The organism is Paenibacillus sp. 32352 (assembly GCF_002042965.1).
Taxonomy (GTDB): Bacteria; Bacillota; Bacilli; order Paenibacillales; family NBRC-103111; genus Paenibacillus_S; species Paenibacillus_S vulneris.
Map to the genome: position 1 here is coordinate 194,486 of NZ_MZNT01000004.1, position 12,230 is coordinate 206,715.

A 12,230-nucleotide genomic window follows, 5' to 3' on the forward strand; every position below is an offset into this window, starting at 1 on the left:
TCATCACGCTACAGCTGGCGGCAGCCTCTAATGAGAAAACGGCATTCCCATCCATCGATGGAAATACCGTTATGTACGATTAATCTTGGATGCTGTTGATTTGCAGATTGTGCTTCGCAAATACTTCAGCCATAGCTTTTTTAGCTTCCTCCGCATCAGGTCCATGAACATGGAGATCATAGTGGCTGCTTGTCAGCAAAGTAGTGAACAAGCCCAGGATGCTTTTTACATCGATATACTTATTATCATACTGTAAAACAATGGAAGATCTAAATTTGTTAGCAGTTTGCGAAATTTCTACAATAGCAGCGTTGTTGGCACTTGACATATTGAATCCCTCCATGCGATCAATAACATTGGTAAACGATTAAATCGCTTACTTTGTATGATACATGGGAAAAGATTAACACGCAACTACTATTTCAAATGCTCAGGATTTAAGCCTTCGAGTTCAGGAATGACGAACCGGCCGTCCTTGCGGATCAGCACGTCGTCAAAATAAATTTCTCCGCCGCCATACTCCGGCCGTTGAATTAGGACTAGGTCCCAATGTACCGAGGAACGGTTACCGTTATCCGCCTTTTCGTAGGCTTGGCCAGGGGTGAAATGAAGGCTGCCGTCAATTTTCTCATCGAATAACGTATCCTTCATCGGGGTTGAAATATAAGGGTTGAACCCAAGGCTGAACTCGCCGATGTAACGGGCGCCTTCGTCCGAGTCCAAAATTTTATTCAATCTTTCCGTATCATTGCATGTCGCTTCGACAATCTTCCCGTTCTCGAAACGGAAGGTAATATTCTCAAACGTAATGCCTGACTTCACCGAAGGCGTGTTGTAATGGATCACTCCGTTAACGGAATCACGGACAGGGGCCGTATACACCTCTCCGTCCGGAATGTTGCGTTTGCCGCAGCATTTGACCGAACCGATGCCTTTGATGGAAAATTGAATGTCCGTACCTGGCGATACGATTCGGACACGGTCCGTACGATTCATAAGCTCCTGCAGCGGATCCATCGCTACCGACATTTTGGCGTAATCGAGATTGCATACATTAAAGTAGAAATCCTCGAATTTGGCCGTGCTCATGGTAGCCAACTGGGCCATAGAAGCGTTAGGATAGCGCAGGACGACCCAGCGTGTCTTTTTGACGCGCTGCTCCATATGTACAGGCTTGCTGTAGTACATCTCGTACAGCTTCATTTGCGCTTCGGGAACGTCCGACAGTTCACTTACGTTGGAGCCGCCACGGATACCGACATAGCAGTTCATATCCTGCATCCGCTTCAAGTCCATAGCAGCCCAGTGCTCGATTTGTTCTTTGGTGGCCGATTGCAATAAGGAGCTTCTCACGGATGGCTCGACCAGCTCGACATATGGCTGTCCTCCGCGGGCGTACACTTCTTCAATCAGGCACTTCACGATCTCACTTTCGGAGCCGATCATTTCGATCAATACTTTCTCACCGGGCTGTACATCCAGCGAGTACGTTACGATATTTTTTGCCAACTGCTGTAATCTGGGATCACGCATTGTTTTGGCCTCCTTCTCTAATTGGTCATTCTACGTAGATTTGTTTTTTTCGCTGTCAAACCATTTTTTCTTATAAATATTGCCGATAATGAGCAGGACGACAAAAATAAGCACCAACAGGGTAAGTCTGCCCTTATTGTGACTAAAATGCAGCAAATCATGGCCTATTAACGATTCCAAAAAAATCATAGGCAGTTTGCCGACCATGGTTCCCAATATGAAATCCCTGGTCCTTACCTTCATAACCGCTGCCGCCAAATTAATCGCAAACGATGGCAGGATAGGAATGATTCGCGAAATCGCTATGTAAAGAAATCCGTTCTGTTCGAGCTTTTGATTGAATTTCCCGATATACTCATAGTGTTCCAGCTTTTTTTCTACCCAATCTCTTGCAAAATTGCGCGCAACCCAAAATGCGGTGATGGCTCCCAATACCGACATCGTATAATTGACGGCAAAGCCCGCCCACATTCCGAACAGCAGCACGTTAGCCCCTGCAACCACAACAAAAGGCACAAACGGCACCACCGTCTGCACATAAGCCAATATCGCCCCTGCCAGATGTCCCAACAGTCCCCAGGATTGCAAAATGTCGGACAAATGCCGGACATTCCATTCGGCCAAAGAACATTCCCCCTTCTACATTATAACATTGTACCACTTTTCAAATTCATTTCCTAACATAAGCAAAGCGAAAAAAGTCTATGTTCATGCGCAAGATATCAAGGCGGACTACTTGACATCGATAGGCAATTTCTTATAGAATTAGAAGTCGAGATAAGTATGTTTACTTGTTAATAGAAATCATACTTATGGTGGAAGCATGTGTCACCCTCACCGATTTTGTTGCTGACAGGACAGCGGCTGAGATTCTTGTCAGGTGCCGGATTTATATCCACAGGCTTTAAACAAAATTGAGCATATGTTTCACCCGAGGATACAACAACCACCATTCTAATTATTAAAGGAGCTCACAATACATGTCACGTTACACAGGTCCTAAATTTAAACTTAGCCGTCGTCTGGGTATCTCCCTGAGCGGCACTGGTAAAGAATTGAAACGCCCATTCCCTCCAGGACAACACGGTCCAGGACAACGCAGAAAAATGAGCGGCTACGGCGTTCAATTGCAAGAGAAGCAAAAACTGCGTCATATGTACGGCGTGAACGAGAAGCAATTCCGCAACTTGTTCGACAAAGCTAACAAAATCCAAGGTATCGCCGGTGAAAACTTCATGATCCTGCTGGAAAGCCGTCTGGACAACCTGGTTTACCGTCTTGGCTTTGCTAACTCCCGTGCAGGCGCTCGTCAATTGGTTTCTCACGGTCACATTACCGTTAACGGTAAAAAAGTCGACATCGCTTCTTACACTGTAAGCACTGGCGATGTAATCGGTCTTCGTGAAAGAAGCCGCGGTCTGTCTTCCGTTAAAGAAGCTTTGGCTAACCGCAACTACTTGCCAGCTTACTTGGAATTCAACGACGCTGCAGTAGAAGGTAAATACACTCGTCTTCCTGAGCGTTCCGAATTGCCTCAAGAAATTGACGAAAAACAAATCGTCGAGTTCTACAGCCGTTAATCTATGGCTTGCAAACTGTCCTTCATTTATGGAGGGCAGTTTTTTATTGTATTTTTACATTTGGAGACTCCCCTGCATCGCACTTGAATCACCTTGGATGCCAAGATCTAACTTGTACTCACAAAAATAAGGGGCCCTCATTCCCCGGTCCATGCAGCCGATAGGTAGAAGAGCCCCCATATATTTTTACACAAACTTCGCCAGGTAGTAGTTTTTCTTGCCGCGGCGAATAACGATATATTTCCCTTCCAACCCGTCACTTGGCTGAAGCACTTTGTCCAGATCCGTCACTTTCGTTCCGTTAACCGATACCGCACCGCTCTCGATATCCTGTCTTGCCTGACGCTTCGAAGGAGCAGCCTTGACCGAGATCAGCAGATCAATAAGAGCTGTCTCTCCGCTGATTTCAGAGGATGGAACGTCCTGGAACGCGTCTTCAATTTCACGGCCTGTCAGGATGCTGACGTTACCGCTGAACAACACCTCGGAGATTTTGATGGCGCTTAGAGCCGCCTCTTCCCCATGCACCAGCTCGGTAACCTCTTTGGCAAGCACGCGTTGAGCTTCCCGCTTCTCCGGACTGGTCTTTACTTGCTCCTCCAGACGCTCGATTTCCTCATGCGACAGGAAGGTGAAGTATTTCAGGAATTTCACAACGTCATTGTCGTGTGTGTTGATCCAGAACTGGTAGAACTGGTACGGGGATGTTTTCTCAGGATCAAGCCACACTGCTCCGCCGGCCGTTTTACCGAATTTAGAGCCGTCGCTCTTCGTTACAAGCGGCATTGTCAAACCGAAAGCTTTATTGCCTGTCGTTTTGCCGATTAGCTCGAGCCCCGCCGTAATATTCCCCCATTGATCGCTTCCGCCTACCTGCAAGGAGCAGTTGATGTCCGTGTTCATCCGGTAGAAATCGTAAGCCTGCAAAATCATGTAGCTGAACTCCGTAAACGAAATCCCGTTGCTCAGACGAGAATCTACGCTGTCCTTAGCGAGCATGTAGTTAACGGAGAAGTTCTTTCCGATATCTCTCAAGAACGTGATAACGTTCAAGTTCCCCAGCCAGTCGTAGTTATTGGCCATCCGTGCAGGATTTACGGTCGAATCAAAATCCAGAAATCGGGACAGCTGATTCCGCAGCTTTCCTACCCACTCTTCTACAATGTCCTGCGTGTTTAAGGAGCGTTCTGTCGATCTGCCGCTCGGGTCTCCGATTAATCCTGTCCCGCCGCCTACTAAGGCAATCGGAAGATGACCTGCCATCTGGAATCGTTTCAAGCATAGGATCGGCAGCAAATGACCGATATGAAGGCTGTCCGCGGTCGGGTCAAAGCCTGCATAGAGGACAACGGGCTCTTCGCTCAATTTCTTGGCCAAGCCTTCTTCATCGGTGAGCTGCTGGATCAATCCTCTGTACTGCAATTCCTTTAAAATATCCATCGTATTCCTGACTCCCTCTCTTTATGAAATAAATACAAAAAAGCCTTCGCATCCACAAAGGGACGAGAAGGCTGCTGCTCGCGGTACCACCCTAATTAAAGCCGAGAACACGAATGCTGTATCCGAAACCGAAACAGCTCTTGTCTCTGCTTTCACTTTGCAACGATAACGGGTCAGACCCGATAGGAAGCTACTTACGTTAGCATACAGGCTCGCCGGCGATAGGCCACCTTATGCCGTGTTCTCTTCCCCTGCTCCGGACGGTATTTCGAATGAAGGGCAACTGCCGATTCTCACCAACCATCGGCTCTCTGAAAGCTTGGTTCCTTCCTCTACTGCTGCGCGGTTAAGGAAAACCCTTCCCCGTCGTCATGTCCATCATAGCATTTGTCATATGCAATTAAACCAAGTTATATCACAATTCGATTTCATTTGTCAAACCTAATGTTCAAGCAAACGTCAGGGATGCTATTATCCACACTTTCCTTCTTTATGATATAATGAACTACGTATGTTTTCCAATTTCGGGAGGATTTCTATCAATATGGAGATGGAGAAAAAAGAAAGCAAGACAAAAGACGTACTATGGAGCATCGGTAAATATACGCTTATTACGTTAAAATGGATGTTCATCGTCTTTATCATCGCCGGATTTCTGGGAGGAGGCGCCGCCTTTGGTTACGTGTCCGCCCTGGTAAAGGAGGATCCTGTACGAAGCAAGGAGAGCATGATGGCGCAGGTGCAGGAGAATGCCCTAACCGGCTTCGTCTATTTTAATGATGATACGGTTATCGGCCAGCTGCGCTCGGAGGAAGACCGCAGAATGGTTGAGCTCAAGGATATTCCGCAGATCATGCTGGACGCGGTATTTGCTATTGAAGATAACCATTTTTACGAGCACCATGGAATTGACTTCAAAGGCCTCGGAAGAGCCGTCATTCAAAAGCTTTTAAGAGAGGATATTCAGACTGGAGGAAGCACGATTACCCAGCAGCTGGCCAGACGGGTATTCTTATCTCTTGATCGTGAGGACAGCCGTAAAGCCAAGGAAATCTTCTTATCCCTGCGGATGGAACGCCTCATGTCCAAGGACGAGATCCTGCTGGCCTATATGAACAAAATTCCGTACGGCAATGGCTCTTCAGGCTATAATCTGTACGGGATCAAAGCAGCCGCCAAAGGAATCTTTAATATCGATGACCTGAAGGAGCTTAATATCGCGCAGGCTGCCTATTTGGCGGGATTGCCCCAGCAACCGAGCAATTATTCTACGTTTACTAGCAAGGGACAATTTGACGGAGCCGCCTTCAAAAGAGCCGTTGCCCGACAGCAGCTTGTCCTGCGGAGAATGCTGGAGGAAGGAAAGATCAATTCCGACCAATACCAGGAGGCCCTTAATTTTGACCTGCGCAAATCGCTGGCAGAGCCTTCCAAGAAAGCGTACTCGACCTACCCTTATCTCATGCTGGAGATTGAGAAGGAGGCTGCCAAGGCGCTGCTGAAGGTTCAGGATCCCAAGCTGGCTGAGCAGCCGAATACCGACGCCTACAACGAGGCCCTCAAAAACGTTCAGGCCCAAATGAACCGCGGCGGTTATCAAATCTATACGACGATCGATAAAGACATTTACGATGCTATGCATGCCATCGCCGATAACCCTAAAAACTTCACTCCGGATGATCCGACCAAGGGGATTGAACAGGTCGGTGCGGTGATGATGGATAGCAAAACCGGCGCCATACTCGGCATGATTGAAGGAAGGGACTTCTTCAAGGAGCAGCTTAACCATGCCACGCAGGCCTTCCGGCAGCCCGGCTCTACGATGAAGCCCATCGCAGCCTATGTCCCTGCCATCGAGAAAGGCGCAATTCAACCTGCTTCAATCATTGACGATGTACCGATCATATTAAAAGACGGTACCAAGGTCGGCTATCATATTCCGGAGAACTGGGATGACCGGTATCACGGCCTAATTACAGCCCGAAGAGCTCTGGATCAATCTTATAACATTCCAGCTATCAAGCTGTTCCTGGATGTAGTCGGCATTAAGGAAGCATGGGATTTCGCCAAAAAAATGGGGATCACCACCATTACCAAGGAGGATTATGTAGCTCAGACGGGGGTTATAGGCGGTTTGAGATACGGTGTTTCCGTAAAAGAGCTCACCAACGCATACTCCACTATTGGCAATAAAGGCGTACATAACGACGCGTTCATGATCCGTAAAATCACGGATTCCAACGGAAAAACGGTCTATGAGCACGAGCTTCAACCGACTTCTCTGTTCTCGGAGCAAACAGCCTACTTGATGTCCGACATGATGAGGACTGTTATCACTTCCGGTACTGCCACCGATTTGATGAGCAAATTCAAGCATTACGGCAAGGTGCCGATCGTAGGGAAAACGGGCTCCACTCAGGATGATGCGGATGCCTGGTTCATGGGTTATACGCCCGATATTACATTAGGTGTATGGATAGGCTATGACTCCCCTGCCTTCAAATTGAGCAAAAAGACGGGTGGAACGAACCGTGCCAAAGACATTTGGGCGAAAGCCATGGATGCAGCCATCGATAAAAAGCCGGAATATTTCCCAACAAAATCGTTTGTACGTCCGGATAATATCGTCGAAATGACGGTATCCAGCTTATCGGGTAAGCTTCCAAGTGAAGCGACCACCAAAGCGGGCAAGCTCGTGACCGATATTTTTAATAAAAAGGATATTCCTACGGAAGAGGATAATGTGATGGTGAAGCTGCCGATTATTTCTTATAACGGCATCAACTACATTGCCCAATCCTCGACACCTCAAGAATTCGTGCAAGAAAAAACCGTCATCAAGAGAGAAAAATCGTTGGGCGCTCTGATGAAGGAACTACAATCCATTATTCCGAGGCTTCCGGCAGGCAGACAGCAATCCCTTGACATGTATCGGCCGATTGATTACAACGAGGATGCCCCATCCGAGACAGACCCTCGTACCGACGACGGGAAAGCCCCGGAAGCACCGACTATGGTAGTGGCCACCCATTCGGGAGACACGAGTGTCATTACCTTCCAGGCGAGCGCCAGTACCGACGTGGTCGGCTACCGGTTGTATAAATCCGTTAACCACGGTACGTTTCAGCGTGTAAGTAATAAAATCGTCATGGCAGGCGAGGAAACGAAGTTTACAGAACAGACCCACGCCAATGGTGTTATTGGTTACTATGTAACAGCGGTAGATGTAGCGGGTAATGAATCCCTTCCGAGCAAGGGAGCTTATACCGATGGCTCGAGCAAGGATCTCCTTCTCATGACGCCTGATAACGGCGGCGGCTTGATACCGGGAGCCGGTGAAACCCCTCAGGGAACTGGAGCAGACGACAACAATGCCTCCCCTACTCCGACGCCAAGTCCAGGTCCTGCCAAGGAGAAGCCGGCAACTCCGACCGGAGTATCGGTCAAAGCCAGCGGAGCCGGCATCGTTGTCAATTGGAAGGCCAATGCAGCAAAAGATAAGGTACAGCAATATATCGTGTATTTCAGCGAAAAGGAAAACGGAAGCTATACGAAACTGGGCAATGTAAGCAATGGTACCGAATTCCGCTATTACGCTTCAGGCTATGAAGGCTACTACAAAGTGTCGGCGGTTAACGAGCTCGGTGAATCCAAGCCCACAGCCCCGGTACATTTCAAAAAGTGAGTTGGCTGAGATCCCACGCAAAGTGGGTGGGCCTTGGCCTCGGGGCTGATCCGGCTACTTTGTGGTGGAGCGCCGAGGCCTACTAAAAAGCACTCAAATAAAAATGGAGCCACCTTAGGTGAGCTCCATTTTTTTGAGTGCTTTTAAACATATAGTGTACAGCCTAGGGCATTAGTCCTCGATTGTGGACAAGTCGCCAGTCGGAAGGTTCAGTTCCCACGCCTTCAAGACGCGGCGCATGATTTTACCGCTGCGGGTTTTAGGCAGCTTATCTTTAAATTCGATCTCGCGAGGCGCAGCATGCGCTGACAAGCCTACTTTGACGAATTTGGATATATCCGCCTTTAATTCCTCTGAAGGCTCGAACCCTTCACGCAACGCGATGAATGCCTTGATAATCTCCCCGCGCATCGGATCCGGCTTCCCGATAACACCAGCCTCTGCAACGGCAGGATGCTCAACGAGCTTGCTTTCTACTTCGAACGGACCTACACGTTCACCAGCCGTATTAATTACATCATCGATGCGGCCTTGGAACCAGAAATATCCGTCTTCATCGCAGTATGCCGAGTCCCCGGAGATATACCAGCCTTTTATGCGGAAATATTCCTCATACTTCGCAGGGTTATTCCATATTTGTCTCATCATGGACGGCCAAGGCGTTTTGATGGCCAGGTTCCCCATGCGGTAAGGAGGTAAAATATTGCCCGCGTCATCGACGATCGCGGCTTCAATTCCCGGAAGCGGTTTACCCATAGAGCCGGGACGGATAGCCATGCAAGGGTAGTTACAAATCAGTTGGCCGCCTGTTTCGGTCATCCACCAGGTATCATGGATGCGTTGGTTATATACCTTCAAGCCCCAACGTACGACTTCAGGGTTAAGCGGCTCGCCGACGCTCAGCACATGGCGCAGCGCAGACAAATCAAATTGCTTGGATACGTCGTCTCCTGCACCCATCAGCATACGGAATGCGGTTGGAGCGCTGTACCAAACGGTTACTCCGTATTTCTCCAATGTGCGGTACCAATCCTGCGGGCTGAAACGGCCGCCGCGAATGACGTTCGTCGCCCCATTCAACCAAGGAGCGAAAATGCCGTAGGACGTACCGGTAACCCAGCCCGGATCCGCAGTACACCAGTACACGTCCTGGTCCTGCAAATCAAGGACGACGCGGCCGGTATAATAATGCTGCAGCATGGCATTATGAACGTGAAGCACGCCTTTTGGTTTCCCGGTAGAACCGGAGGTATAATGAATCAGCAAGCCGTCCTCGCGGTCCACCCATTCAATATCCAACTGATCGGATGCTTGCGCCATTTCTTTATGATAATCGACTTGACCGTCGGTCAGCTCGAGGTTCTCACCGACGATAATCACATGCTTCAATTCAGGAAGTTCACTTACGGGTATTCTTGATACTAATGAAGGCGTAGTAATAATGGCAGCTGCACCGCTGTCCTGCAAACGGTCTCTGACAGCCGTTTCCATGAAAGCTTCGAATAATGGACCTACAATAGCACCGATTTTAAGGGAGCCGATTAACGAAAAATAAAGCTCCGGCGTTCTTGGCATAAAGATAAAAACGCGGTCGCCTTTGGCGATTCCCAGCTTGCGAAGCACATTGCCGAATCGGTTCGACTGCAGCTTCATGTCCAGGAACGTGTATTTTTCATCCCGTTTGTCGTCACTATAATACAAGGCGATTTTATCGCTTTTGTCGGAATCCGCATGGCGATCGATAGCTTCATAGGCCATGTTCACTTTGCCGGTAGTAGACCATGAGAACTGCTTCTCAACAGTCTCCCAGCTGAACTGGGCCCGCTCTTCCTCGTAATTTTTCATGTTGGACGTTTTGGAAACGGGTTCAATGCTTTCAATATTTGTGTGATCCATGCCACTACCTCCCGATATCAACAATTTCCATTTTTCATTGAAACGCTTACATCTGAATTTCGAATGTAGTTTTTTTACAACTGATATTATATCACAACCTTACTGTTTCCACTATTTCTTTTCTTAGTTCCTTTTTTTTGATATAGTAACAAGCAAGTGTGGGTACATAAGCATACCCAGGAAGTCCGCTTGATCCGCAGGAAGGGAGACTACAGGCAATGGAGCATTACAAAATATATCATTCCCGTCACGTGCCCTATCGTGATTCGCAGATTATAGTGGAAGGCCCTGTCCCTCCTGAACGGTTGAAATCGTATCGGATGCATCCGGACCTGGACGCTTTTCGCCGTCCTAAGGAACAGTTCGAAGCATTAATCGAGATAGCCGAATTGCCCGAAGGGCGTATCATCATTTCCAGGCTTGACGATGAGATTATCGGTTATGTCACCTTCCATTATCCGGACGAGATGGAGCGTTGGTCCGAAGGCAATATGGAGGATCTTATCGAGCTGGGCGCGATTGAGGTTGCCGATGATTACCGGGGACTTGGTCTCGGCAAACAAATGATTATTCTCGCCTTCGAAGGCGATCAATTGGAAAATATGATTACTTTTACAACCGAATATTACTGGCATTGGGATTTGGAAAAAAGCGGATTGAACGTATGGGATTACAGAAATATGATGGAAAAGCTGATGAAGTCCGTTGACATGGTATGGTTTGCTACGGACGACCCGGAGATCTGCTCCCATCCCGCCAACTGCCTTATGGTACGGATCGGTAAGCATGTCCCGCTCTCCTCTGTCGAGCAATTTGACCGCGTTCGGTTTAGACAGAGGTTTATGTATTGACCGGGTCACTTGCATTTCAACATTTCTCCGAGAGGAACGAGTCATGGGGGCGCAACAGAATGACGAAGTCATCGTTATTTATTTACAGTGAACAGGAAACCGGTTATCGGCTGCAGCAGGGACATCCTTTCAACCAGGAAAGACTTCTTCCGACTATCGATCTGCTGCAAAAGCTGGAAGCCATACCGGAGTCGATCGTACGCGCTCCGTCCCCGGCTTCCGAGGAGCTATTACAGTCCATTCATAGTATGGACTACATAGAAGCCGTGAAAGCGCTTAGCGCAGATTGTCCAGATGAAGCGTGGCAGAAGCAAGCCGACAAATTCGGCTTTGATTTGGAGGACACTCCTTACTTCAAGGGCATGCACGAAGTGACTTCGCTCTTGGTCGGCGGATCTGTCCGAGCGGTGGACGAGGTGATGAGCGGACATGCAGAGCACGCATTGCATTTGGGCGGCGGGCTTCATCATGCATTAAGAAACCGGGCGGCGGGCTTCTGCATCTACAATGATGCCTCGGTGGCGATTGAGCATGCCAAGACCCGCTATGGAGCCAGAGTTCTTTATATTGATACGGACGTTCACCATGGGGACGGCGTCCAATGGAGCTTCTACAGCGAGCCTGATGTCTGCACGCTCTCCATACATGAAACAGGGAAATATTTATTTCCAGGTACAGGGGCCGTTAATGAGCGCGGAGAAGGAACCGCTTTCGGCACCTGTATTAACATTCCTGTCGAGCCGTACACCGAGGACGCCTCCTGGCTGGAATGTCTCGAAGAGGTGCTTAGCAAGGTCGCCGAGCAATTTCAGCCGGACCTGATCGTCTCCCAGCATGGGTGCGATGCCCATGCCTATGATCCTTTGTCCCATGTCCATTGCAGCATGGACATCTACCTGGCGATGCCAAAGCTTATTCATCGCATCGCGCACGAGTACAGCGGCGGGCGATGGGTTGCTTTGGGAGGAGGAGGCTATGACTTCTGGCGCGTCGTACCGCGCGCCTGGAGCCTTCTGTGGCTCGAAATGAGCAACAACCCGCTCATCCCCCTTCTGGAGCAGAACCGGGCTTTAAAACTGCCTTCAGCTTGGCTCAAGCAGTGGCAACCGATGAGTCCCGTCGAGCTGCCGACCACCTGGCTGGATGAGGCGGATTGGACTCCCATGCCGCGGCGACAGGAAATCACAACCAAGAACCGTCAGACGAAAGAGCTTGCTATGCTTTACTTAAGCTAATTCATTAGCT

At 48.8% G+C, this 12,230-nt stretch carries 9 protein-coding genes; 4 read left to right on the forward strand and 5 right to left on the reverse strand.

All coding sequences use genetic code 11. The annotated features are described in order from the left end of the window. Nucleotides 1–79: 79 nt before the first annotated feature. The 3 genes from B1728_RS11520 to B1728_RS11530 all read right to left on the reverse strand — a co-directional run bounded on the left by B1728_RS11520 (nt 80) and on the right by B1728_RS11530 (nt 2,157). Nucleotides 80–328 (reverse strand): HPr family phosphocarrier protein, encoded by a 249-nt coding sequence (locus tag B1728_RS11520; RefSeq protein WP_079910363.1) that lies wholly within the window; start codon nt 326–328, stop codon nt 80–82. 89 nt (nt 329–417) lie between these two features. Further along, nucleotides 418–1,533 carry an aminopeptidase gene (locus B1728_RS11525; protein ID WP_079910364.1) on the reverse strand — a complete coding sequence of 372 codons (1,116 nt, stop codon included), beginning with the start codon at nt 1,531–1,533 and terminating at the stop codon, nt 418–420. Nucleotides 1,534–1,563: 30 nt separating this feature from the next. Next, complete coding sequence (locus B1728_RS11530) at nt 1,564–2,157, reverse strand: TVP38/TMEM64 family protein (RefSeq protein ID WP_079910365.1); 594 nt, start codon at nt 2,155–2,157, stop codon at nt 1,564–1,566. Nucleotides 2,158–2,513: 356 nt separating this feature from the next. Here B1728_RS11530 and rpsD point away from each other — a divergent pair, with 356 nt between their 5' ends. Next, nucleotides 2,514–3,113: a 30S ribosomal protein S4 gene (gene rpsD / locus B1728_RS11535; RefSeq protein WP_079910366.1), complete on the forward strand. Its 600-nt coding sequence runs from the start codon at nt 2,514–2,516 to the stop codon at nt 3,111–3,113. A gap of 186 nt (nt 3,114–3,299) precedes the next feature. On the opposite strand, the gene tyrS is transcribed toward rpsD, so the two are convergent. Then, complete coding sequence (gene tyrS / locus B1728_RS11540; protein ID WP_079910367.1) at nt 3,300–4,553, reverse strand: tyrosine--tRNA ligase; 1,254 nt, start codon at nt 4,551–4,553, stop codon at nt 3,300–3,302. Between the two features lie 544 nt (nt 4,554–5,097). Between tyrS and B1728_RS11545 the strand changes: the two genes are divergently transcribed. Further along, nucleotides 5,098–8,238: a transglycosylase domain-containing protein gene (locus tag B1728_RS11545; protein ID WP_256865332.1), complete on the forward strand. Its 3,141-nt coding sequence runs from the start codon at nt 5,098–5,100 to the stop codon at nt 8,236–8,238. A 171-nt stretch (nt 8,239–8,409) separates the two neighbouring features. Here the strand turns inward: B1728_RS11545 and acsA are convergent, their stop codons facing one another. After that, nucleotides 8,410–10,134, reverse strand: a complete 1,725-nt coding sequence (gene acsA, locus B1728_RS11550; protein WP_079910368.1) for an acetate--CoA ligase — start codon at nt 10,132–10,134, stop codon at nt 8,410–8,412. Between the two features lie 218 nt (nt 10,135–10,352). Here acsA and B1728_RS11555 point away from each other — a divergent pair, with 218 nt between their 5' ends. Together B1728_RS11555 and B1728_RS11560 are read left to right on the forward strand one after the other, a co-directional pair. Beyond that, complete coding sequence (locus B1728_RS11555) at nt 10,353–10,985, forward strand: GNAT family N-acetyltransferase (RefSeq protein WP_079910369.1); 633 nt, start codon at nt 10,353–10,355, stop codon at nt 10,983–10,985. Nucleotides 10,986–11,044: 59 nt separating this feature from the next. Continuing rightward, a complete protein-coding gene (locus tag B1728_RS11560; RefSeq protein ID WP_079910370.1) occupies nt 11,045–12,220 on the forward strand; it encodes an acetoin utilization protein AcuC in 1,176 nt (391 codons plus the stop codon). Nucleotides 12,221–12,230 lie beyond the last annotated feature (10 nt).